At 64.6% G+C, this 21,735-nt stretch carries 22 protein-coding genes and 1 pseudogene; 16 read left to right on the forward strand and 7 right to left on the reverse strand.

Annotated elements, in window-relative coordinates; genetic code table 11:
* The first annotated feature begins 21 nt into the window (after nt 1-21).
* A complete protein-coding gene (locus XI06_RS03535) occupies nt 22-1,005 on the forward strand; it encodes a SphA family protein (RefSeq protein ID WP_237865787.1) in 984 nt (327 codons plus the stop codon).
* Between the two features lie 373 nt (nt 1,006-1,378).
* Nucleotides 1,379-2,180, forward strand: a pseudogene (locus tag XI06_RS03540) (phytanoyl-CoA dioxygenase).
* 240 nt (nt 2,181-2,420) lie between these two features.
* On the opposite strand, the gene XI06_RS03545 reads toward XI06_RS03540, so the two are convergent.
* Nucleotides 2,421-2,819 carry a winged helix-turn-helix transcriptional regulator gene (locus XI06_RS03545; RefSeq protein WP_237865560.1) on the reverse strand — a complete coding sequence of 133 codons (399 nt, stop codon included), beginning with the start codon at nt 2,817-2,819 and terminating at the stop codon, nt 2,421-2,423.
* 94 nt (nt 2,820-2,913) lie between these two features.
* Here XI06_RS03545 and XI06_RS03550 point away from each other — a divergent pair, with 94 nt between their 5' ends.
* Entirely contained in the window at nt 2,914-3,942 is a 1,029-nt protein-coding gene (locus tag XI06_RS03550; RefSeq protein WP_237865788.1) for an SDR family oxidoreductase, read from the forward strand.
* An 86-nt stretch (nt 3,943-4,028) separates the two neighbouring features.
* Complete coding sequence (locus tag XI06_RS03555; protein ID WP_237865568.1) at nt 4,029-4,808, forward strand: 2-keto-4-pentenoate hydratase; 780 nt, start codon at nt 4,029-4,031, stop codon at nt 4,806-4,808.
* Between the two features lie 141 nt (nt 4,809-4,949).
* Here XI06_RS03555 and flgH read toward each other — a convergent pair whose 3' ends face one another.
* The 4 genes from flgH to flgF are packed head-to-tail and all read right to left on the reverse strand — an operon-like array spanning nt 4,950 to nt 8,455.
* Nucleotides 4,950-5,711: a flagellar basal body L-ring protein FlgH gene (gene flgH / locus XI06_RS03560; protein ID WP_237865570.1), complete on the reverse strand. Its 762-nt coding sequence runs from the start codon at nt 5,709-5,711 to the stop codon at nt 4,950-4,952.
* 9 nt (nt 5,712-5,720) lie between these two features.
* Nucleotides 5,721-6,878, reverse strand: a complete 1,158-nt coding sequence (gene flgA, locus XI06_RS03565; RefSeq protein WP_237865789.1) for a flagellar basal body P-ring formation chaperone FlgA — start codon at nt 6,876-6,878, stop codon at nt 5,721-5,723.
* 10 nt (nt 6,879-6,888) lie between these two features.
* Nucleotides 6,889-7,677 carry a flagellar basal-body rod protein FlgG gene (gene flgG / locus XI06_RS03570; protein WP_237865572.1) on the reverse strand — a complete coding sequence of 263 codons (789 nt, stop codon included), beginning with the start codon at nt 7,675-7,677 and terminating at the stop codon, nt 6,889-6,891.
* A gap of 16 nt (nt 7,678-7,693) precedes the next feature.
* A complete protein-coding gene (gene flgF, locus XI06_RS03575) occupies nt 7,694-8,455 on the reverse strand; it encodes a flagellar basal-body rod protein FlgF (RefSeq protein WP_237865575.1) in 762 nt (253 codons plus the stop codon).
* A 386-nt stretch (nt 8,456-8,841) separates the two neighbouring features.
* Here flgF and fliL point away from each other — a divergent pair, with 386 nt between their 5' ends.
* The 6 genes from fliL (at nt 8,842) to XI06_RS03605 (ending at nt 15,992) form a co-directional block, all read left to right on the forward strand.
* On the forward strand, nt 8,842-9,342 hold the full coding sequence (fliL, locus tag XI06_RS03580) for a flagellar basal body-associated protein FliL (protein WP_237865577.1): 501 nt from the start codon (nt 8,842-8,844) through the stop codon (nt 9,340-9,342).
* A 30-nt stretch (nt 9,343-9,372) separates the two neighbouring features.
* The gene (gene fliM / locus XI06_RS03585) at nt 9,373-10,575 is read left to right on the forward strand and encodes a flagellar motor switch protein FliM (protein WP_237865579.1); all 1,203 of its coding nucleotides are present in this window, start codon (nt 9,373-9,375) and stop codon (nt 10,573-10,575) included.
* Complete coding sequence (locus XI06_RS03590; RefSeq protein WP_237872668.1) at nt 10,572-11,033, forward strand: DUF6468 domain-containing protein; 462 nt, start codon at nt 10,572-10,574, stop codon at nt 11,031-11,033. Before fliM ends, XI06_RS03590 begins: the two co-directional genes overlap by 4 nt.
* Before the next feature lie 9 nt (nt 11,034-11,042).
* Nucleotides 11,043-11,804 carry a MotE family protein gene (locus XI06_RS03595; protein ID WP_237865588.1) on the forward strand — a complete coding sequence of 254 codons (762 nt, stop codon included), beginning with the start codon at nt 11,043-11,045 and terminating at the stop codon, nt 11,802-11,804.
* Nucleotides 11,805-11,907: 103 nt separating this feature from the next.
* Nucleotides 11,908-15,675, forward strand: coding sequence for a tetratricopeptide repeat protein (locus XI06_RS03600; protein ID WP_237872670.1), 3,768 nt, complete (start codon nt 11,908-11,910; stop codon nt 15,673-15,675).
* Nucleotides 15,676-15,755: 80 nt separating this feature from the next.
* Nucleotides 15,756-15,992, forward strand: a complete 237-nt coding sequence (locus XI06_RS03605) for a hypothetical protein (RefSeq protein WP_237865592.1) — start codon at nt 15,756-15,758, stop codon at nt 15,990-15,992.
* 12 nt (nt 15,993-16,004) lie between these two features.
* On the opposite strand, the gene fliP is transcribed toward XI06_RS03605, so the two are convergent.
* Nucleotides 16,005-16,760: a flagellar type III secretion system pore protein FliP gene (fliP, locus tag XI06_RS03610; RefSeq protein ID WP_249798448.1), complete on the reverse strand. Its 756-nt coding sequence runs from the start codon at nt 16,758-16,760 to the stop codon at nt 16,005-16,007.
* On the reverse strand, nt 16,741-17,763 hold the full coding sequence (locus XI06_RS03615) for a flagellar biosynthetic protein FliO (RefSeq protein WP_271604686.1): 1,023 nt from the start codon (nt 17,761-17,763) through the stop codon (nt 16,741-16,743). The genes fliP and XI06_RS03615 overlap by 20 nt, the downstream gene beginning before the upstream one ends.
* Before the next feature lie 350 nt (nt 17,764-18,113).
* On the opposite strand from XI06_RS03615, the gene flgB reads away from it, so the two are divergent.
* The 6 genes from flgB (at nt 18,114) to flhB (ending at nt 21,583) form a co-directional block, all read left to right on the forward strand.
* A complete protein-coding gene (gene flgB, locus XI06_RS03620) occupies nt 18,114-18,518 on the forward strand; it encodes a flagellar basal body rod protein FlgB (RefSeq protein WP_237865615.1) in 405 nt (134 codons plus the stop codon).
* 18 nt (nt 18,519-18,536) lie between these two features.
* Nucleotides 18,537-18,962, forward strand: coding sequence for a flagellar basal body rod protein FlgC (gene flgC, locus XI06_RS03625; RefSeq protein ID WP_057747376.1), 426 nt, complete (start codon nt 18,537-18,539; stop codon nt 18,960-18,962).
* A gap of 17 nt (nt 18,963-18,979) precedes the next feature.
* Entirely contained in the window at nt 18,980-19,288 is a 309-nt protein-coding gene (gene fliE / locus XI06_RS03630; protein ID WP_057747375.1) for a flagellar hook-basal body complex protein FliE, read from the forward strand.
* A 154-nt stretch (nt 19,289-19,442) separates the two neighbouring features.
* On the forward strand, nt 19,443-19,706 hold the full coding sequence (gene fliQ, locus XI06_RS03635) for a flagellar biosynthesis protein FliQ (RefSeq protein WP_027534765.1): 264 nt from the start codon (nt 19,443-19,445) through the stop codon (nt 19,704-19,706).
* Nucleotides 19,707-19,723: 17 nt separating this feature from the next.
* A complete protein-coding gene (gene fliR / locus XI06_RS03640) occupies nt 19,724-20,494 on the forward strand; it encodes a flagellar biosynthetic protein FliR (protein WP_237865617.1) in 771 nt (256 codons plus the stop codon).
* Nucleotides 20,495-20,503: 9 nt separating this feature from the next.
* Entirely contained in the window at nt 20,504-21,583 is a 1,080-nt protein-coding gene (gene flhB, locus XI06_RS03645; protein ID WP_237865619.1) for a flagellar biosynthesis protein FlhB, read from the forward strand.
* Nucleotides 21,584-21,735 lie beyond the last annotated feature (152 nt).

Raw genomic sequence — 21,735 nt, forward strand, 5'->3', positions numbered from 1 at the left:
AAAAGGGCACGTTGCGCGCTGATGGCGACCCTCGGCTGGGCCGTCGCCGCCATTCCCTCCCCCGCTTTTGCCGATGCGGGCGGCGTCGGGTTCTGGCTTCCCGGGATATTCGGCAGCCTCGCCGCGACGCCGACCGTGCCGGGCTGGGCCTACGCGTCGATCTATCTGCATCTGCAAGCCAATGCCGGTGCCTCGCAGAACTTCGTCACCAGCAACGGCGCGCGCGGCTCGGTCGTCGCGGGCTTGAACGCGCATGGCGATGCCCTGGCGCTGGGAATCACCTATGTCTCCCCGACGCCGGTTCTCGGCGGCCAGGCATCCTTCGGGATCGTCACCGCCCCCGGCAATGTCGGGCTTGGCGTCGATGCCACGCTGACCGGGCCACGCGGTAACGCCATCTCCGGGGCTGTGACGGACAACCGAACGACGCTGTCGGACGTCTACTACCAGGGCTCCCTGAAGTGGAACCAGGGCGTGCACAGCGAGATGGTCTACATCACCAGCAACATCCCGAGCGGCACCTACGATCCGAACCGCCTCGCCAACCTCAATCTGGGCTTCGTCGCTTGGGACGTCGGCGGAGGCTACACGTATTTCGATCCCAAGACCGGCCACGAATTCTCGGCGGTCGCAGGCGTCACCTACAATCTGATGAACCCGTATTTGCAGTATCAGAACGGCATCGACTTCCATGTCGACTGGGCGGCCTCACAGTTCCTGAGCAAGAACTTCCAGATCGGCGTTGCCGGCTATTTTTACCAGCAGCTCACCGACGACAGTGGCCCCGGCGCCAAGCTCGGCGGCTTCCGGGGGCGCGCGATTGGGATTGGGCCTCAGGTCGGCTTCATCATTCCGATGTCGGATGGCTACCAGGGATATCTCAACATCAAAGGCTACAAGGATATCGAGGTGGAGAACCGGGCTTCAACCTGGAGCACCTGGGTGACGTTCGCGGTTTCCGCGGCACCGCCGGAGCCGGCGAACAAGCCCAAGCTGCGCAAGTAAGAATCTCAATGGGTTGAACGGTGCGACCCGGTGCTATTGTCAAAGGCGCCCGATCGCCCCATTCTTGAAGTCAACGCCGTCTTGTTCTATCGGAGCGGCATCAAGAAATTTCAATGGTTTAGGCGACCCCCTGTTAATGTGGCAGCATATGGACTCACGGTGCCGCTTGAGCGCCGCCGGGTTGGCGCGTAGATTCGCGCCGCCATGATGATTTGCTCCCTCAATATCGCTTCGGTCTTCTTCCTGGACTGAGCGCAGGCGCCTCCGCCACGGAGGCATTGCGTGCCGCGCGGCTTGCCTCGCGGAGTCCCGACCGAGCCGGCCGGTTCCGCATTGAGCGGACGATGAGGGCTGGCAAGCATAGAGAGACATCATGGCTGCCACTTCCCGCGCGCTCGACAACGCGCAAATCGCCCAATTCATTCGCGACGGCTTTGTCCGGATCGACAACGCCTTTCCTCGCGAGCTCGCCGAGCAGGGCCGCGCCATCTTGTGGCGCGATCTGCCCTGTAGCGAGCACGATCCGTCCACTTGGACGCGCCCGGTGATCCGGCTGTCCGGCTACGGCGGTCCTGTTTCGAGAGATTGCCAACACGCCGGTGCTGCATCGCGCGTTCGATCAGCTGGTCGGCGTCGGCCGCTGGCGGGCGCGCAGGGACATCGGCGGCACTTTTCCGGTCCGCTTCCCGCATCCGGACGATGCCGGCGATGCCGGCTGGCATATCCACCTCAGCTTCCCCGGTGAAGACTGTGACCCCAACGAGCGGCACGATCATTCGGCGTGGCGAGCCAACATTGTCTCGCGTGGCCGTGCGCTGCTGATGCTGTTCCTGTTCTCCGATGTCGGCGAGAATGACGCGCCGACGCGCATCAGGGTCGGCTCGCACATGCCGATGGCGCGCTATCTGGCGCCATGGGGTGAGGCGGGCTACGCGCGGATGGTGCTGGATGACATGGGCGCCGATTGCGAGATTGCGCTCGCGACCGGTGAGGCTGGTACCGTCTATCTCTGCCATCCTTTCCTGGTACATGCGGCGCAAAAGCACCGCGGAAAGACACCGCGCTTCATGGCGCAGCCGGATCTCCCTCCGGCCGAGCCCCATCGGCTCGAACGCGAGGATAGCGCCTACTCGCCGGTCGAGATCGCAATCCGGATCGCACTCGACGCCGCCTGAGGCAAGCGGCTTCAACAGGCCATGTCGTGGCGCAGCTTTAAGCGCCATGACATGGCGCCCATCCTTGCCATTGCGAAAAATGAATCGCGATCAATGAGCTAGAGTCGATTCCTGTGAACTCACGTGAGTTCACATGAGAAACAGCCTTCACTTCAGGTGCGAGGGGTTTTTGCGAGTCGCATCAACGAGATCGGCCCGGATGCTGTGAAGCTGATCAAGCAGCATCATGTTTCGCTGCAATTAGGCTTCATGCGACACGACGAGGCGCGCATCCCCATAAAGCCTGGACCAGCTCAATATTTCCTTAAATGCCGGCAGCAGGCCGTAGGCGGCATCGGTCAGCTCGTACTCGACCCGCAACGGCTTTTCCGCAAAGGCGGTGCGCGACACCAATCCGTCCTGTTCGAGCTCGCGCAGCTGCGTGGTCAGCACGTGCTGGGTGATACCTCCGATCGATCGCCGCAACGCACCGAAACGAACCGCGCCGTCCATCAGCGCGAACAGGATCTCCAGTTTCCACTTGCCACCGAGCGCATGGATGGCGCGCTTGAAGTCGGCAAGCAAGGCAGGGTCGGGGCTGCAATCGCACGCGCCGTCGCAAGCGCTGGTCAGGTTTTCCATACCGGTCTCGAACTCCATTCTACTTGTTCCCCCGGGAGATAGTGACCAGATGCGTCCTTGAGCAGGGGAGCGGAACAAATTGGCCGGCCGGCGCAACGAGGGAAATTTGGCAATGAGCACTGTTCTGGTTACCGGCGGGTCCGGCTTCGTCGGCATCCATGTGATCCTGCAGCTTCTGGCGGCCGGCCATGCTGTCCGAACGACGGTGCGCCGGCCGGACCGGCAGGCCGCGGTGCTGGCGATGTTGCGCGAGGGCGGGGCGGCATCGCCCGACAGCCTCTTGTTCTTCACCGCAGATCTCACGGCGGACCACGGCTGGCGCGAGGCGGCGATGGGCTGCGAGTACCTGCTCCACGTCGCCTCGCCGCTGTCGACCAGTGTTCCCAAGGACGAGAACGAGATGATTGTCCCGGCCCGTGACGGCACGTTGCGGGTTCTGCGCGCCGCGCGGGATACCGAAGTCAAAAGGGTCGTCGTCACCTCGTCGCTGGGCGCGATCGGCTACGGGCATTCGCCGCGCCAAAAACCGTTCGACGAGACCGACTGGACCAATCTCGATGGCGCCGACGTGCAGCCCTACATCAAGTCCAAGACCCTGGCCGAACGAGCGGCCTGGGATTTCGTCGCGCGCGAGGGCGGCGGCCTGGAGATGTCGGTGGTCAACCCCGCCGGCATTTTCGGCCCGGTGCTGGGGCCGGATTTCTCCGGCTCGATCGAGATCGTCAAATCGCTGCTCGACGCTGCCATGCCGGCGGTGCCGCGGGTCTATTTCGGCGTGGTCGACGTGCGTGACGTCGCCGATCTGCATTTGCGAGCGATGACCGCGCCGGAAGCAAAGGGCGAGCGTTTCATCGCGGTCTCCGGCGAGACGATGTCAATCCTCGACATCGCCAAGGTGCTGCGGCGGGAACTGGGCTTCAAAGCGCGCCGGGTTCCGCGGCTGCAGGCGCCGGACTGGCTCGTGCGGCTTGCCGCGCGCCGGATTCCCCTGCTGCAAGCGGTGGTGCCGATGCTCGGGCGTGTCAGGCATTCCACCAGCGCCAAGGCGAGGTCGGTGCTTGGCTGGCAGCCCCGTTCCAACGACGAAGCGATCCTCGCCACCGCCGAAAGCCTGATCCGGCTCGGCCTGATCAAGGCGTGATGCTGCACGCCGCCAGCGCTTGTCAGGCCGGGGCTGGGATGCTGAAGTGCCGCCCTTGATTAGGTAGCGTGGGAGAGGCGGCGCCGATGGACAAAATTCTCGTGGCCGCAAAGGCGATCGCGCTGGCGCGCCGCAACCATGCGCCGCTCGCGGCGCTGGAACATCCGCCTGCTGACGAGGCCGAGGGCTATCAGGTCCAGCGCGCACTGCACGATCTCCTGCTGCCGCATGTGGGGCCGCTGGTCGGCTACAAGATCGGCTGCACCAGCCAGGTCATGCAGGAGTACATCGGCATCCCGCACCCCTGCGGCGGCGGCGTGTTCCAGAAGGGTGTGCACGACAGCGGTGTCAAGCTCGCAGCGTCCGACTATGTCCGCGTCGGCGTCGAATGCGAGATCGCGGTGCGCCTGAAGAGGAACCTCGCCGCCGGCGAGGCGCCGTTTACGGCCGAATGGGTCGGTGAGGCCGTCGAGGCCTATCATCCCGCGATCGAGATCGTCGACGACCGCTACGTGAAATGGGAGACGATGGGCGCGCCGACCTTGATCGCCGACGATTTCTTCGCCGCCGGCTGCGTGCTGGGACCCTCCGTCCCGCGCTCGTCGGTGCCCGACCTGAAGGCCGTCAAGGGCCGCGCCATCGTCAACGGCGAGGAGATCAGCCACGGCACCGGCGCCGACGTGCTCGGCCATCCCCACAACGCACTCGCCTGGCTTGCCAACCATCTCGCCGCCGAAGGCAAGGGCCTGCATGCGGGACAACTCGTGCTGACGGGGAGCCTCGTGAAGACGCTGTGGCTGAAAGCCGGCGACAAGGTGCGGATGGAATTGGACGGGCTGGGCGTGGTGGAGGCGGAGTTTACGTAAGTTCGCGGACATGACTCGTAGCCGCAAGGCATCCTCGCCAAAAATACATGCGGCCCTCGCCAGGGGAGCTAGCGAGGGCCGCGTAGTACATCGTCGTTCGCGCCTAGGTTCGCGAGCACGATGTGGGAGCTCTTGCGGAGGTTAGAAGGGCAGCAGCACGTCCATGACTTGCTGGCCGTAGCGCGGCTGCTGCACGTCCATGATCTGGCCGCGGCCGCCATAGGCGATGCGGGCCTGTGCGATCTTGGTGGAATCGATGGTGTTGTCGCTCTGGATGTCTTCGGGGCGGACGATGCCGGCGACGATGAGTTCGCGGATCTCGTAGTTGACGCGGATCTCCTGCTTGCCCTCGACTACCAGGTTGCCGTTCGGCAGCACCTGCGTCACGACTGCAGCGACGTTGGTCTGCAAGGCTTCCTTGCGATCGACGCTTCCCTTGCCCTCGCTGGACGCGGTGGAGTCGGCAGTGAGGATGCGGCCGGGCAGGATCTTGTTGGCCTGCGTGATCGTCTTGGCGCCGATGAAGTCGGTAATGCCGGAGTCTTCCTTGTTGCTGCGACTGCGCTGGGTGTCGTTCTCGATGTTGGCCTTGTCGGTGATGTTCACGGTCACCGTCAGGAGGTCGCCGACCTGATGAGCGCGCTGGTCCTTGAAGAAAGCGCGGCTGCCATTGCGCCACAGCGAGTTCGGGTTGTAGGAGGCGACTTCCGGCTTCGGCATCGGCATCTGCACCGGCTTGTAGCCGGGCTGCGTCGTCGGATTGTCGATCGCCGACAGCTTCGGTTGCTCGCCGATCTGGGACAGGCGGTCGATCGAAGAGCAGCCGCCCAGCGCGCTGACTGTCAGCAACAGTGCGGAGATCGCGATGCGACGAAGACGGGAAGCCGAACTGAAAGCGGACATGACTAACTCTTACTTTGCTTGTGCTTGCGAGGCGCGAGCTTGCGGGATCTGGACTTGTGCGACTTGAGCCTGGGCAGCTTGACCTTGAGTGGCTTGCGAGGCGGGGGCCTGAACGAGATTGCGGACGAGGGCCTCCGTGTCGACAGGAGCGGGCGCTTCGTCCCGCTTGAGCGAGGAGGTCTGTTCGACGGCAGGTGCCATTGGCACGGACTGGCTCGCACCCTGCACGGTCACCTGGCCGCGGCCGGTGACGACCCCGCTCAGAGTACGCTTGGTCTGCAGATTGAGGACGCTCACGGTGTCGCCCTCGGCGCCGCTCTCGATCGCCTTGCCGCGGGTGGTGAGGTAGATGCCGGGGACCTGGTAGATGACGGTGACGCTCTGGTCGCGCGACACGAATTCGGGCTTGGCGACGTCGGCGACGCGGATCGGCATGCCGGCGCGCATCGGCCGGCGCAGCTGCATGCCGATGGCGCGCTCGCGCAGCGCTGCCTCGCCCGTCACTTCGGCCTTGGGCCGCCGCTCCAGCGCGACGTCGGAGGATTTCAGCGTCTCGGTGCGATCGACGTCGCGGGTCAGAACAGCGACCTCAACGGTCTCGATAGCCGTGCCGGTCAGGCGCAGTTTGGTCGGGGCCGGGTTGCTGTCGTTGTTGATCTCGAAAGAGATGTCGAAGCGGCCGCCGCGGGCATCGTAGCGGGTCCCAACCGGCTGTAGCGCGCCGGTGTTGGAGGCCTCCAGCCGCATGTCGGAGATGCCACGGTCGAAGGTGACGGTGATGTTGGCGGCATCGCCAAGGCCGAAGCGATGGTCGAGCGCGGAAGCGACCGCGTTTTCGAGGTCCTTGTTGGCGAGCGTGCGGGCAAGCCGGGTGACTTGGACTTCCCTGATGTCGCCGGTCATCACGCCGATCACCTGCTTGGCGCGGAGCACATTCAGCACCTGGGCAACCGGCAGAGCGCCGGTGGTGCCGAGATCGGGCGAGCGATAGACCGGGATCTGCGCGGCCGCTCCGGCATTGTCGATGAGGTCGCCGACCCGCACGACGTCGGAGGTGACGGTGACGCTGGCGCGCAGCGTCGGCGCGGCGATGTCGTCGTCGGCGGCCCGCGCCGGCAGGGCCAGCACGAGCAGCGCGGAGATGGTGGCGAGCGTGGTGCGGATCATCATCATCACCTCAGCGGAACAGCGCCGTGGTCGATTGCATCATCTGGTCGGCGGCGCTTATCACCTTGGCGTTCATCTCGTAGGCGCGCTGCGCGGCGATCAGGTCGCTCATCTCCGAGACGACGTCGACATTGGCCTGCTCGAGGCTGCCTTGCGTGATCTTGCCGTACCCTTCCGAATTCGCGGTGCCGTCCTGCGGCGTGCCTGAAGATGTCGTCTCAACGAACTGGTTGCTGCCGACCGGCTGCAGGCCCGCCTTGTTGATGAAACGGGTCACGCCGATCTGGCCGAGATTGGTGTTGGTCGACGAGCCCGGCAGCGTCACGGTCACCTGGCCCTGCTCGTTAACGGTGATGCCCGATGCGTTGTTCGGGATCGTGATGGTCGGCTGCACAGGGTTGCCGCCCGCAGTGACGATGCGGCCCTGATTGTCCATCTGGAACGTGCCGTCGCGGGTGTACTGGAAGGTGCCGTCGGGCATCAGGATCTTGAAGAACCCTTCGCCCGAGATGGCGAGATCGAGGTCGTTGCCGGTCTGCGACAGCGTGCCTTGCGTCATGCTGCGCGGCGTGCCGACGGTCTTGACGCCGCCGCCGATGTCGACACCCACGGGCAGGATGGTGCCCTGATCCGAGGCCTGGGCGCCGACGCGGCGCACGTGCTCGTAAATCAGGTCCTCGAACGCCGCGGTCTGCTTCTTGAAGCCGGTGGTGCGGAGGTTGGCGATGTTGTTGGAGATCACCTGAACGTTCAGTTCCTGTGCCGCCATTCCGGTCGCTGCGGTGTGAAGCGCCTGCATGTCAGTTCTCCCTCAATCAGGCCGGAACGTCGGCGAGCTTTTCGATCGCCGATTTGTGGAGGTCGCTCTGCTGCTGGAGCAGGTTGGCGATGGCGGTGTAGCTGCGCATCACCTCGACCATGCGGCCCATCTCGCCGACCGAATTCACGTTCGACTTCTCGATGTAGCCCTGCTGCAGGGTGGACTTGGTGTCGGGCTGCTGGGCGGCGGAGCCGGTGTCGTAGAGATTGGCGCCGAGCTTGATCAGCTTGGCCGGATCGTCGAACGTCACCATCTTGATCTTGCCGCGGATCGTGTCGATCTTGGCCGTGCCTTCCAGCACCGTCACGGTGCCGTCGGGGGCGACGTTGATGTCGTGGTCGGTCGGCTGGAACACGATCGGGCCGGCAGTGCCGAGTACGAGGTTGCCGTCCGAGGTCATGAGCTGGCCGGTGCTGCTGAGCGCGAATTTGCCGTCGCGGGTGTAACGCTCGGCGCCATTGGCCTGCACGGCGAAGAAGGCGTTGCCGCTGATCGCCATGTCGAGCGGGTTGTTGGTCGCCTCCATCGGGCCCTGGCCGACGTCGCGGTAGGTGCCGCGGTCCTGCACATAGGAGACCCGGCGGTCGGAGCCGACGAAATTGTCCTCATGCGCGTTCGAGCGGAGATACTCCTCGAACAGCGAATGGTCGGCCTTGAAGCCGTTGGTGTTGACGTTGGCGACGTTGTTGGCGATGACATCCATCTGCCGTTCCAACGTCATCTGCCGTGACAAGCCGATCAGAAGCGCATTCTGCATCGGTCGATCTCCCCTTGCGTGAGCTCGGCCATCTCGCTCTCCCAAGCGCCTTGGCCGATCCCGTGAACGAGGCCGTCCGGTTCTCCCAAACCATCCGGTCTCGCCCTTCTCTCAGCGAAAGCCGTGCCAACTCGAAAACATGCATGATTACAGTTGGTTGGCTATTTTTCGGCAGAGAAAGCAGGGGGCAGAAAGGTTCTGTTAGCCATGTTTGCCCGGCAGATTTTTCCTAGCGGAAGCCCGATCGAAAGGTTCCGTTAACCATTATTACCGTAGCGTTTGCGTGTGAGAGGAGCGCTTTGCGCTGGGGCATTTGTATCGCGTCACTGTCTGCCAGGAGGCCTCGCCCTTTCGACCCTTTATGAGATGAGCGAGCCCGGACGGTCATGGCAGAGAATGAAGCGGAAGGCGGCGCAGCCGCCGAAGGCGCGGAAGCCGCTGCCCCCAAGAGCAAGTTCAAGCTGATCCTGATCGTCGTCGGCGTGCTGGTCGTGCTCGGCGGCGGTGCCGCCACCTGGTTTCTGTTCTTCCGTCATGGCGATGACGAGCATCATGCCGAAGTCGCGCCCCCGCCCAAGCCGCCGGCCTTCGTCGAAGTGCCCGACATGATGGTCAACCTCGCCGGCGCGCCCGGCGAGCGTGTGCAATATCTCAAGCTCAAGATCGTGCTCGAGCTGAAGGAAGAGAAGCAGATCGAGGCGATCAAGCCGTCGATGCCGCGGGTCACCGACATCTTCCAGACCTATGTGCGCGAGCTTCGCTCCTCCGACCTCAACGGCTCCGCCGGCATCTTCCGTCTCAAGGAAGAGCTGACCAAGCGCGTCAACGCCGCGGTCGCGCCGATCCAGGTCAGCGCGGTGCTGTTCAAGGAAGTCGTGCTCCAGTGAGGATGCAGCGGAAGGGTACGGGCTAGCGTCATGGCCGGCAACGAGCAGATGGACCAGGATGCGATTGCCGCCCAATGGGAGGCATCGCTCGATTCCGAGGATCCCGCGGAGGCCGCGAAGGCTGCTGCCGAAAACGAACTCTCGGAGACCATGGCCCTGCAATGGGCGGCCATGGTCGAGGACGGCAGCCGCGATCTCGGCAACGGCAAGAATTCCGGCGAGCGGGTGCTGTCGCAGGAGGAGATCGACAATCTCCTCGGCTTCACCGTCGGCGACGTCACGCTCGACGATCACAGCGGCATTCGCGCGATCATCGATTCGGCGATGGTCTCCTACGAGCGTCTGCCGATGCTCGAAATCGTCTTCGACCGCCTGGTGCGGCTGTTGACGACCTCCTTGCGCAATTTCACCTCCGACAACGTCGAAGTCTCGCTCGACCGCATCACCTCGGTGCGCTTCGGCGACTACATGAACTCGATCCCGCTGCCTGCCGTGCTCTCGGTATTCAAGGCCGAGGAGTGGGAAAACTTCGGCATGGCGACGGTGGATTCCAACCTGATCTACTCGATGATCGACGTGCTGCTCGGTGGCCGCCGCGGCTCCAGCCAGCTGCGTATCGAGGGCCGGCCCTACACCACGATCGAGACCGAGCTGGTCAAGCGCCTGGTCGAGGTGGTGCTGGCCGATGCCGAGCAGGCGTTCCGGCCGCTGTCGCCGGTGACCTTCACGATCGACCGGCTCGAGACCAATCCGCGCTTCGCCGCGATCAGCCGTCCCGCCAACGCCGCGATCCTGGTGCGCCTGCGCATCGACATGGAAGACCGCGGCGGCAATATCGAGCTCTTGCTTCCCTACGCGACCATCGAGCCGATCCGGCCCGTTCTGCTGCAGATGTTCATGGGCGAAAAGTTCGGCCGTGATCCGATCTGGGAAGGCCATTTCGCCACCGAGATCGTCCAGGCCGAGATTTCCGTCGATGCCGTGCTCTACGAGGCCGACATTCCGCTCAAGCAGCTGATGCGGCTCAAGGTCGGCGACACGCTGCCGCTGGACATGCGCGCGGATGCCAACGTCACCGTGCGCTGCGGCGACGTCACGATCAGCGAAGGGCGGATGGGCCGGGTCGGCGACCGCGTCGCGATCCGCGTCACGAAACCCTTGCGCAAGCCAAATACGACACTTGCGATGTTCGAGAAGGTGGACGAACAGAATAAGCTGATGGAGGCCCCATGAACCACTCCCTAGGAATGGCGATCGAGACGCTGGTGGCCATCCTGCTGATGCTCACGATCGGCTATTGCATCCTGCTCAACAAGCGGCTGACCCGGCTGAAGGCGGACGAGCATTCGCTGAAGGCGGTGATCGGCGAGCTGATCACCGCGACCGAGATCGCCGAACGCGCGATCGGCGGGCTGAAGCTCGCTGTGCGCGACGTCAACGAGAATCTCGGCAGCCAGCTCGCGGCCGCGACGCAGATGTCCGACCAGCTCTACAAGCAGCTCGGCGAAGCCGACAACGTGGTGCGCCGCCTCTCAAAGATCGCCATCGCGGCCCGCCCCGTGACAAATCCGGACGCTGCCGCAGCGCCCGTCGCCAAGCCGTCGCCCGCGAAGGCGGTGGCCGCCGCCGCCGAAGCCTTCTCGGAGCGCCGCAGATCCAACGGTCTTGGGTCCAACGGTATCGCCGCATAAAGTCAGGGTATGAAGTCCTTTCGTAACATCCGCGTCATTCCGGTCGTGCTGGTTGCGGTCGCAGGTCTCGCCACGCTGAAGGTGGCGGGGCTCGTGATCAATGGCGGCTATGTGTTCGACTACCAGCCGAACTCCTTGAAGAAGTCCTGGGCGCAGGAGAATCTGAACTTCCCGACCGGGCGAGAGGACCCTGACATCACCGGCTCGACGCATGGCGAGCCGAAGGAAGCGCCGAAGCCGGCCGCACCCGAGAGCAAGCCCGAGGGCACTCCGGTCAAGATGGACGAAGCCCAGCCGCAGGTCTCGGCCTCGGAGCGTGCGATCCTGGAACGGCTGCAATCGCGTCGCCAGGAGATCGAGGCACGCCAACGCGAGATCGACATCCGCGAGAGCCTGTTGAAGTCGGCGGAAAAGCGCATCGAAGGCAAGGTCGAGGAAATGAAGGCGGTGGAGTCCCGCATCAGTGCGACCCAGGCCGAGCAGAAGGCCGCCGAGGCCCAGCGCTTGAAGGGCCTTGTGACCATGTATGAGGGCATGAAGCCCAAGGACGCCGCACGGGTATTCGACCGGCTCGAGATGAGCGTGCTGATCGAGATCGCCTCGGCGATCGCCCCCCGCAAGATGTCCGACATCCTGGGACTGATGTCGTCGGAAGCCGCCGAGCGGCTGACCGTCGAGATGGCGCGCCGTGCCAATGGGGGCGGGGATCAGGCTGCTTCCGTCGGGGATCTCCCGAAGATCGACGGCAAGCCGACGCAAAAGCCGAATTGAGGGCTCATACTTAAGAAGTCCTTAATTGGCAAAACTTACATTCGAAGGCATGGGCCGGCACCAGTGCCGGCGTGGATCCGTCGAACCGGAAGAAATGCCGCCAATGGCGCGAGAGGCTGCCGCTGGATTTGTGTCGCGAGCCCGCGCCTCGGCGCTGGGGCTGTCGCGCCATGTCCGCAAGGCGGTCTTGCTGGCCGCCTGCACGCTGGTCGGCCTTAATTCTTTTGCCCGCGCCGCCGATCCGATCCGGGGTGAGGCGACTTTCTCAGCGGGCGGCGGCTTTGCCCGTCTTGTGATCAAGCTCGGCGAGGACGTTCCCTCCGAGGTGACGACCGCCGGCTCCATTCTCATCATCCGCTTCGATCGCCCGGTCGACGTTCCCGTCGATCGCGTGCCGGAGGGCGCGCCCGACTATGTCAACTCCGCGCGTCGCGATCCCGATGGCAACGCGATCAGACTGTCGCTGGCGCGGCGCGTCACCGTCAACACCATGAACGCCGGCGAGCGCACCTTCATCGACCTGCTGCCGGAAGGCTGGAAGGGCCCGCCACCGAGCCTGCCGATGGACGTGGTGAAGGAACTTGCCGAGCGCGCGCGTGTCGCCGAGCGCGCACTGCGCGCCCAGCGCGCCGCGGCCGAAAGCAAGAAGCGTCCGCCGATCCGCGTGCGCGCCTCGGTGCAGCCGACCTTCGTGCGCTTCGTGTTCGAGATGCCCGACGGCGTCGGCGTCTCCTCCGTGCTCAACGAGCAGAAGCTCACGCTCGCCTTTAACGCCAACCTCAACTTCGATCTCGCTGATGCTGTCGTCGCTGCGCCGCCGAACGTCGCTTCGATCAAGCAGAAGGCTGACATCGATACGACCAGCGTCGAGATCGCGCTGATCGGCGATTCCGACGTGCATTCCTTCCGTGACGACAAGAATTATGTCGTCGACATCGCCTTCCAGCCCGACAAGGGCAAGACCGCGGCGACGCCGGAGGCCGCGATCGCGAAGGCTGAAGCTGGCGGTCACGGACCGGCGCCGGCGGCTGAAAAGCCGGCGGCCGCGAAGCCGAAGGAGGCTCACAGCGAGATCAAGCCGCCGACCTCGGAGGCGATCGCGCGCGAAGCCAAGATCGAGGTGAAGCCCGAAGCAAAGACGGAAGCGCCCGCCGCGATGCCGGCTGCCGAAGCCCCGAAACCGGCTCCCGCGGTAAACTCGACCGAAGCCCCGCACGTCACGGACGCGCCCAAGAACGCGCCGCCCGCGATGGAGGCCGCTGCACCTGCTGCTCCCGCCAAGCCCGCGGTGACCGAAACGCCCAAGGAGGTCGTGAAGGAATCAGCGAAGGAGCCGGTCAAGGAAGAGCCCAAGGAGACGGTCAAGGAAGCGGCGAAGGACGCGCCCAAACCGGCACCGGTCGAGGCGCAAGCCGCTCCGTCGCCCCCTGTTGCCAGCGTCGATGCGCGGCGCGACAGCGATGGCTTGCGCGTGACGTTCCCGCTTTCCGTTGCAACGCCGGCCGCAGCGTTCCGCCGCGGCGACACGGTGTGGCTGGTGTTCGACTCGCCAAAGCCTATCGATGTCGAAGCGATCCGCGCCCGGGGTGGTGCGATGATCGGCGAGGTCAGCCGCATGCCGCTCGAGAAGGGGCAGGCGGTGCGGATCCGTCTCACCCGTCCGCTGGTCTATTCGCTGACCAGCGAGGAGGTCGGCAAGGAGACCAACTGGCTGCTGACGCTTGCCGACAAGATCCAGGCGACGCCGCTGCCGCTGATGATGTCCCGCAACATCACCGATCCCGCGCTCGCCAACATTGCCATCCCCTTTGCCAATCCGGGCCAGCTGCACAAGCTTACTGATCCCGATGCCGGCGACATGCTCTATGTCGTCACCGCGCAGCGGCCGGTCCGCGGCTTCATCAAGCGACAGGATCTCGTCGATCTCTCGCTGCTGGAATCCGCACACGGCATCGCGATGCGGCCGAACTCCGACGATGTCGGCGTCGAGGTCGGACAGGACAAGGTCATTCTCGGAAAGAAGGGCGGCCTGACGCTGTCGCCGGTCGACGTCTCCGCGGAGCGCGCACCGACTGCGGTGCGGCCGGTCTTCAGTCCCGAGAGCTGGCGCAAGGGCCAATCCGAAGATTTCTGGACGCGCCAGAGCGATCTGATCACGGCGATCTCGGCCGTCGAGCCGGCGCAGCGCTCGCTGCCGCGGCTCGATCTCGCCCAGTTCTACATGTCGCGCGCGATGTATTACGAAGCCAAGTCCGTGACCGAAGTGATGCTGTGCGATCCGCTCAACAAGGAGGAGAGCAGCGCGCTGATCATCCACGCGATCGCGAGCATCCTGATCGGGCGCACGACCCAGGGCCTGAAGGATCTCGCCAACCCCGTGATCGGCAACAGCCACGATTCACAGCTCTGGAAGGCGCTCGCTTATGCGCGCCAGGGCAAATGGGCGGATGCCCGCGAAAGATTCAAGAACGTCGAATTCGCCATCGCCTCGCTGCCACTCGACATCCAGCGCATCGTGACGATGGATGCGATGCGCGCCTCGCTCGAGGTCAAGGACTATGCCGGCGCCTCCAAGCGTCGCGGCGAGATCGAAGTGGTCGGCGTGCCGCCCGAGGCGGCGCCGGACTTTGCGGTGCTGCGCGGCCGGCTCGCCGAAGCGCTCGGACACGACAAGGACGCGCTCGACGACTACAAATTCGCGGTTGCCTCGGACGACCGCCAGGCCGCCGCCGAAGCCAAGCAGCTTGAGGTCGCGTTGCGTCAGAAGCGCGACGAGATCAGCAAGGAAGAGGCGCTGAAGGAGCTCGAGACGCTGTCGATGACCTGGCGCGGTGACGCGATCGAGGTCAAGACGCTGCAGATGCTGTCGCAGCTCTATTCCGAGAACGGGCGCTACCGCGACGCGCTCACCGCTGCGCGCACCGCGACGAAGATGCAGCCGAACTCGGAAGCCTCGCGGCAGGCGCAGGATCTGGCGTCGGATCTGTTTACGCAAATCTTCCTGGGGCCCAAGGGCGATGAACTGCCGCCGGTCGAGGCGCTCGGGATGTTCTACGAGTTCCGCGAGCTGACCCCGATCGGCCGCCGCGGCGACGAGCTGATCCGCCGTCTTGCCGATCGTCTTGCCTCGATCGATCTGCTCGACCAGGCCGCCGAGCTCCTGCAATATCAGGTCGACCACCGCCTCGAAGGCGCAGCACGCGCGCAAGTCGCCGCGCGTCTGGCCATGATCTATCTCGCCAACCGCAAGCCCGACATGGCGATCACGGCGCTGCGGGCGAGCCGCATCAGCGACCTCTCCGGCGAGCTCAGGCAGCAGCGCCTGCTGCTCGAGGCGCGGGCGCAGAGCGACGTCGGCCGCCATGACCTCGCGCTCGACATCGTTTCCAACGTATCGGGGCGTGAGGTGCTGCGGCTGCGGTCGGACATCTTCTGGGCGGCGCGGCGCTGGCGCGAGTCTGCCGAGCAGATCGAGCTCTATTACGGCGATCGCTTCCGCGACTTCAAGCCGCTCAATGCGGTCGAGAAGAGCGACATCATTCGCGCAGCCGTCGGCTATGCGCTCGCCGACGATTCGATCGGGCTGTCGCGTTTCCGCGAGAAATACGCCCCCCTGATGAGCGAGAGCGCTGACCGGCTCGCCTTCGACATCGCCAGCAAGCCGGCCGGTGCCTCCAGCGCCGAATTCGCCGAGATCGCCAAACTCGCCGCAAGCGTCGACACGCTCGACGGCTTCCTCCGCGAGATGAAGCAGCGCTTCCCCGACGCCACCGCTCGCGCCCCGGCCTCGCCGCAGGCCAAGGATGAGACCGAGCACACCGGCTCGCTGCCGACGATCCCCGTCGTGCGGCAGATCAAGATGACGCGGTAGGAACCCTGCTACTTCTAGCCTCTCGACAGGCGCCAGCCGCGGCGGCAACCTGTCCACCTTCATGCCGGGAGAGGGACGATATGAGCAAGCCTGCCAAGACCGAAGCCGAACTCATCGCGATGGCACGGGCCGAGTTGAAGGTCCACTCCGACGGCCCTGACAGCCTCGTCATCTCTGTTGTCCGCGACGGCGACAGCTGGGAGTTCCGGGCCGATGCCGATCAGGCGACACGGGGCAAGCCAGGCTTCCCCGAAAGCGTCGCCATGCTGGTGCAGATCGGCGATCACCTCAGCAAGCAATATGATGTGAAGGGGTAGGGTGGCGGGTCGTTACCCCCCGTAGCTCTGCACCAGGCTTCCCGCGACCAGCGACCAGCCGTCGACCAGCACGAAGAAGATCAGCTTGAACGGCAGCGAGATCGTCGCGGGCGGCAGCATCATCATGCCCATCGACATCAGCACCGAGGCGACGACGAGGTCGATGATCAGGAAGGGGAGGAACAGCAGGAAGCCGATCTCGAAGGCGCGCTTCAGCTCGGAGATCATGAAGGCCGGGACCAGAATGCGCAGCGCAAGCTCGTCGGGCGTCGCCGGTGGCGGCTCGCCCGAGAGATCGAGAAACAGCTTCAAATCCTTCTCGCGCACATTCTTCTGCATGAACCCGCGCAAGGGAACGGAGGCGCGCTGCAGCGCGTCCTCGACGCTGATCTGGTTGGCGACGAGCGGGCGGATGCCGTCGTCATAGGATTTCTGCAGCACCGGTCCCATCACGAAAAAGGTGAGGAACATCGCCAGCGCCAGGATCACCGAGTTCGGCGGCGCGGTCGCCGTGCCCATCGCGGTGCGCAGCAGCGATAGCACGACCACGATGCGCGTGAACGACGTCATCATGATCAGGATCGACGGCGCGATCGACAGCACCGTGAGCAGAGCGATCAGCTGGATCGCACGCTCGGTGACGCCGCCACCGCCAGCGCCGCCGCCGCCGAGATTGATGCTGATGTCCTGCGCATGCGCGGGCATCGCGAGCGAGGTCGCGGCGATCAGGACAGAAAAAAAGAATACTCTACGCGGGAAGGACGGCAGCCCCCCCCCCCCCCCCCCCCCCCCCCGACGGCTTCGGACGGCCGAGCAGCGAGGCCATCTCGTCTTCGAGATTTTCAAAGCTGGTCTTCTCTTGAGCCGGCTTCGCCGGCGGAGCCGGAGGGGCGGGCGGCTCGGCCCGTGCAGCGCGCGGCGTCGGCGCATCCGGTGCGACCGGCGGGGCGATGGGCTCGCCGGCTGGGCGGCGCAGGGCTGCCTCGAGGCGCTGCGCCATCTCAGCGAGATTCTGTTCGGCGCTCGACGGCGCGGCGACGGCAGGGGCCGGCGGCGGAACGGGCGGAGCCTGTAGTCCATGCGGGGCCTGCGGCACAGGTGGAGGAGGCGGTGGCGCAGCTGCACGCTCGGCACGCACCGGCGGCATCTTCGCCGGATCGCTCTGGCGCGGCGGGCGCGGCATCAGCGGCGGCTCGTTGCGTGCAACGCGGGGCATCGGTTCGGGACGAGGCTCTCGCTCGGGACGCTGCATGGGTTCAGGCGAGAAGCCGCCGAGGTGCGGCTCGCTGCGGCGCTCGGCCAGTGCGGGCGCCGGGCGGCGGACCTCGTCGGCAAACGACGGACGCGCAGGCCGCGGCGGCGGCTCCGGCATCTGCGGTTCGGGATGGTCGAGCACTTCGGGGCGCGGGGCCTCGTCGGCCCAGCTGCCGGCATCGGGCATCGGGGCGAGGCGCGGCGGCTCGGCGGCGCTGGGACGCTGCGGAATCTGGTCGCGGCCGGCGGCGGCGCGCACGATATTCGGCTCGACGACGATGTCGGTCGGGCCCCCGATCATCAGGAGATGTTCGACATTGTCACGGCGTACCAGCACCAGGCGCCGGCGACCATCGACCGCGGCCGCGTCGATCACGGCGAGCCGGGGCATCCTGCCGCGCTGGGTGTTGGCGCCGAGCCGGGTGGTCGCGAATCGGCGGACCAGCCACGCCGCGACGCCGATCAACGCCAGAACGACGATGAACGCGACGATGAAGGTGATAGGACTACCGTTCATACCTGTCCCCGGTAAATGGCGCTTCTGTCGTGCCTATGGTCGGATCCTGACCACCGGCCTGCGATGCCCCAAAACTGCGATTTCTTAACGTCCCGCGGCAAGTTTTGCCGTCCCCAACTCTTAATAACCTATGAATCGCCCGATCCAAAACGACTTTCTTGGCCTGTGCATGCGTCGCCAAGCGGTTGGGTTAATGCGGCTTTTGGAACGGGTAGAATCACGGGGCAGCATGACATGTTTCAATCGGCAACATGGATCCGCCGCGTCTTAACCACCTGTTAACCATACACGCGGCAAATTCTGCCTAGCTTCGGATCTCAGGTCCGGAAGAGGCGGAAGGAGCCGCAACGATGTCCATCAACGATCTTCCGGTCCTGTCGGCGCTTCGCACCAAGATGCAGTGGCATCAGGAACGCCAGCGCGTCCTGTCCGAGAACGTTTCCAATTCCGACACCCCCAATTTCCGGCCACGCGACCTGGTCGAGCCGAAATTCGACAAGACGGGAGCCACCACAGGCTCGATGGGGACCCTGGCCATGACCGTCACCAGCGCCTCCCACATGACGCCGTCCGGGGCGGCCTCGAGCTTCGACCAAAACAAGAATGCGGGTTTCGAGACCAGGCCTGCGGGCAATGCCGTCAATCTCGAAGAGGAGATGATGAAGTCCGCCAACAACCAGATGGATTACGCGGCCGTGACCTCGCTCTACTCGAAGAGCCTGCATCTTCTGAAGACCGCGATCGGTAAAGGCTAGAGCTAACGGAGCCGAATGATGGCGAATGACAGCAGCGACTTTGCCCGCTCGATGGCGATCGCGACCTCGGGCCTGCGGGCCCAGGCCGGGCGCATGCGGGTGATCTCCGAGAACATCGCGAATGCGGACTCGACCTCGGCGACCGCAGGCGGCGATCCCTATCGGCGCAAGGTGCCGACGTTCTCCTCCGCGCTCGACCGCACGCTCGACGCGCAGGTCGTCACGCTCGGCAGGATCAAGCCCGACCAGTCCGACTTTCGCGTCAAATACGAGCCGACAAATCCGGCTGCGGACGCCAGTGGCAACGTCAAGTATCCCAACGTGAATTCGGTGGTCGAGATGACCGACATGCGCGATGCGCAGCGGTCCTACGAGGCCAATGTCAACATCATCAGTGCAACGCGCCGGATGATCCAGCGCACGCTCGACATCCTCAAGGCCTGAACAGGAATTTTTGAGCCATGGCAACACCGACAATCGCGGCCAATGCTTACGCCAATCTTGCGCGCGTGCTGGAAAACACCGGCGCGGGCAAGGGCAGCGAGCCGAACGGGCAATCCTTTGCCGCGCTGCTTAAAGACGCCGTCGGCAGCGTCATGGAATCCGGCCGCAAATCCGACGCGCAAACCGTGGCGATGGCCAACGGCAAGGCCAACGTCATGGACGTGGTGACGGCGGTCGCCGACACCGATGTCGCGGTCTCCACGCTGGTCTCGGTCCGCGACCGCGTGATCGCGGCATATGAAGACATCATGAAGATGCCGATCTGATTTCGTCCTCCGTCGTCATTGCGAGCGAAGCGAAGCAATCCAGAATCTCTCCGCGGCGGCAGCCTGGATTGCTTCGCCTCGCTCGCAATGACGGGTGAGGCCTTCGTTCCTCGTCAGTCTGGCGAGGATGTGACTTGAATAAAGGAATCCTGCAATGACCGGACCCGAGACCCTCGACGTCGCCCGCGATGCGATCTGGACCATCGTGATCGTGTCCTCGCCACTGATGGTGGTCGGGCTGGTGGTCGGCGTGATCGTGTCGCTGTTCCAGGCGCTGACGCAAATCCAGGAGCAGACGCTGGTCTACGTGCCGAAGATCCTCGCCATCTTTGCCACAATGCTGCTGGCGCTGCCGTTCATGGCCGATGCCCTCCATTCCCACATGCTGCGGATCTCGTCGCGAATCATCGGCGGCTGAGGCACAATGCGCCCACCATGCGCATCGACGTCTCGCTGCTGCCGGCGCTTGCCGCAGCCTTCATGCTCGCTTTCGCCCGGATCGGCGCGATGGTGATGCTGCTGCCGGGGCTCGGCGAGACCAACATTCCGACGCGGGTGAAACTGTCGATTGCGCTTCTGCTCACGCTGATCATCCTGCCGCTGCATCGCAATGCCTATAACGTCGACATGGGCTCGCTCGCGCCGATGCTCGTCCTGATGCTGCATGAGATCGTCATCGGCATCGTGCTCGGCGCCACCGCGCGCGTGACGCTGGCGGCCCTGCAGGTCGCAGGCGCGGTGATCGCACAGCAGATGGGACTTGGCTTCGTCACCTCGGTCGATCCGACCCAGGGGCAGCAGGGCGTACTGGTCGGCAACTTCCTGACCATGCTGGGCGTGACCTTGCTGTTCGCCACCGACAGCCATCATTTGGTGATCGCGGCGCTGAACGACAGCTATTCGATCTTTGCCCCGGGCGAGACCGTCTCGAGCGGCGACGTCGCTTCGCTGGCCACGCGAGCGTTTTCCGCCGCGTTTCTGCTCGGCCTGCAGCTGTCGGGGCCGTTCCTGGTGTTCGGCCTCGTCTTCAATATCGGGTTAGGGGTGCTGGCGCGCCTGATGCCGCAGATGCAGGTCTATTTCGTCGGCGTGCCGCTGTCGATCTTCGTGGGCTTCATGGTGCTGGCCGTGGTGCTCACGGCGATGATGGGCACCTACCTCGACTACTTCATCGGTGTCATGCACCAGATGCTCCCGTTGAAATAAGAGGGATCGATGGCGGAAGACAACGATCCAGAAAGTCAAACAGAAGACCCGACACAAAAGCGCCTCGACCAGGCGCTCGAACGTGGCGACGTCGCCAAAAGCCAGGAGATCAACACCTGGTTCATGATCGCGGGCGGCACGCTGGTAATCTCGACCTTCTCCGGCTCGGTCGGCAGTGGGCTGCTGACGCCGATGCGCAATCTGCTCGCCAATTCCTGGATGATCAAAACCGATCCCGGCAATCTGCTCGCGCTGATGCGGCAGATCGAGGTCGCAGTGCTGGCCGCGGTCGGCGTGCCGCTCTTGATGCTGGTGATCGCCGCCATTGCCGGCAACATGCTCCAGCACCGGCTGGTGTGGTCGACTGAATCACTCACCCCTAAGTTCAGCAAGCTCTCTCCGGCTGCCGGCTTCAAGCGCATCTTCGGCAAGCAGGCGGGGGTCAATTTTCTCAAGGGCATCGGCAAGCTCGTCGTGCTCGGTGTGGTCATGACCACGATCCTGTGGCCGGAGCGGCACCGCATGGAGGCGATGGTCAAGCTCGATCCGATGGCCATGTTGGGTGCCTCCACCGGTCTGACCGTCCATCTGCTCGGCGCGGTGGTCGCAGCCCTCGCGATCATCGCCATCGGCGATTATTTCTTCCAGTATCGCAGCTGGTTCCAGCGGCAGAAGATGTCGCTGCAGGAGATCAAGGAAGAGTTCAAGCAGTCCGAAGGCGACCCGCATATCAAGGGCAAGCTCAGGCAGTTGCGGCAGCAGCGCTCTAAGAAGCGGATGATGTCAGCGGTTCCCAAGGCGTCGGTAATCATCACCAACCCGACCCACTATTCGGTGGCGTTGTCCTACGAACGCGGCATGTCGGCGCCGATCTGCGTCGCCAAGGGCGTCGACAACCTGGCTTTCAAGATCCGGGAGATCGCGCGCAAGCACGACATCCCGATCGTCGAGAACGTGCCGCTGGCCCGTGCGCTCTACGCGACCGCCGAAATCGACAAGGAAATCCCCGTCGAGCACTACCATGCGGTCGCCGAAGTCATCGGCTACGTCATTCGGCTGAAGCGCGGTTTTAGTGCCGCGCGGCAATAAAACCCCCGAAAAGTACCGGAAATGGCCGTAAGCTGGGAATCAGCGTACCTTTCGCCCCTGTCGCCCTTGCGTCTGCGGGTCCGATTCAGGCAGGGAGGACCCCACGTGCCCCGTGGCGCGTTGATTCTCTGCCGACAGGCTAAACCTGCGTG

It is taken from the genome of Bradyrhizobium sp. CCBAU 11434 (assembly GCF_028128895.1).
GTDB lineage: Bacteria > Pseudomonadota > Alphaproteobacteria > Rhizobiales > Xanthobacteraceae > Bradyrhizobium > Bradyrhizobium zhengyangense.

Bases quoted from the DNA above. Each gene is read 5' to 3' on its own strand.
- XI06_RS03535 (WP_237865787.1), top strand. From the start codon at position 22: ATGGCGACCCTCGGCTGGGCCGTCGCCGCCATTCCCTCCCCCGCTTTT.
- XI06_RS03545 (WP_237865560.1), bottom strand. From the start codon at position 2,819: ATGGAGTTCGAGACCGGTATGGAAAACCTGACCAGCGCTTGCGACGGC.
- XI06_RS03550 (WP_237865788.1), top strand. From the start codon at position 2,914: ATGAGCACTGTTCTGGTTACCGGCGGGTCCGGCTTCGTCGGCATCCAT.
- XI06_RS03555 (WP_237865568.1), top strand. From the start codon at position 4,029: ATGGACAAAATTCTCGTGGCCGCAAAGGCGATCGCGCTGGCGCGCCGC.
- flgH (WP_237865570.1), bottom strand. From the start codon at position 5,711: ATGTCCGCTTTCAGTTCGGCTTCCCGTCTTCGTCGCATCGCGATCTCC.
- flgA (WP_237865789.1), bottom strand. From the start codon at position 6,878: ATGATCCGCACCACGCTCGCCACCATCTCCGCGCTGCTCGTGCTGGCC.
- flgG (WP_237865572.1), bottom strand. From the start codon at position 7,677: ATGCAGGCGCTTCACACCGCAGCGACCGGAATGGCGGCACAGGAACTG.
- flgF (WP_237865575.1), bottom strand. From the start codon at position 8,455: ATGCAGAATGCGCTTCTGATCGGCTTGTCACGGCAGATGACGTTGGAA.
- fliL (WP_237865577.1), top strand. From the start codon at position 8,842: ATGGCAGAGAATGAAGCGGAAGGCGGCGCAGCCGCCGAAGGCGCGGAA.
- fliM (WP_237865579.1), top strand. From the start codon at position 9,373: ATGGCCGGCAACGAGCAGATGGACCAGGATGCGATTGCCGCCCAATGG.
- XI06_RS03590 (WP_237872668.1), top strand. From the start codon at position 10,572: ATGAACCACTCCCTAGGAATGGCGATCGAGACGCTGGTGGCCATCCTG.
- XI06_RS03595 (WP_237865588.1), top strand. From the start codon at position 11,043: ATGAAGTCCTTTCGTAACATCCGCGTCATTCCGGTCGTGCTGGTTGCG.
- XI06_RS03600 (WP_237872670.1), top strand. From the start codon at position 11,908: ATGGCGCGAGAGGCTGCCGCTGGATTTGTGTCGCGAGCCCGCGCCTCG.
- XI06_RS03605 (WP_237865592.1), top strand. From the start codon at position 15,756: ATGAGCAAGCCTGCCAAGACCGAAGCCGAACTCATCGCGATGGCACGG.
- XI06_RS03615 (WP_271604686.1), bottom strand. From the start codon at position 17,763: ATGAACGGTAGTCCTATCACCTTCATCGTCGCGTTCATCGTCGTTCTG.
- flgB (WP_237865615.1), top strand. From the start codon at position 18,114: ATGTCCATCAACGATCTTCCGGTCCTGTCGGCGCTTCGCACCAAGATG.
- flgC (WP_057747376.1), top strand. From the start codon at position 18,537: ATGGCGAATGACAGCAGCGACTTTGCCCGCTCGATGGCGATCGCGACC.
- fliE (WP_057747375.1), top strand. From the start codon at position 18,980: ATGGCAACACCGACAATCGCGGCCAATGCTTACGCCAATCTTGCGCGC.
- fliQ (WP_027534765.1), top strand. From the start codon at position 19,443: ATGACCGGACCCGAGACCCTCGACGTCGCCCGCGATGCGATCTGGACC.
- fliR (WP_237865617.1), top strand. From the start codon at position 19,724: ATGCGCATCGACGTCTCGCTGCTGCCGGCGCTTGCCGCAGCCTTCATG.
- flhB (WP_237865619.1), top strand. From the start codon at position 20,504: ATGGCGGAAGACAACGATCCAGAAAGTCAAACAGAAGACCCGACACAA.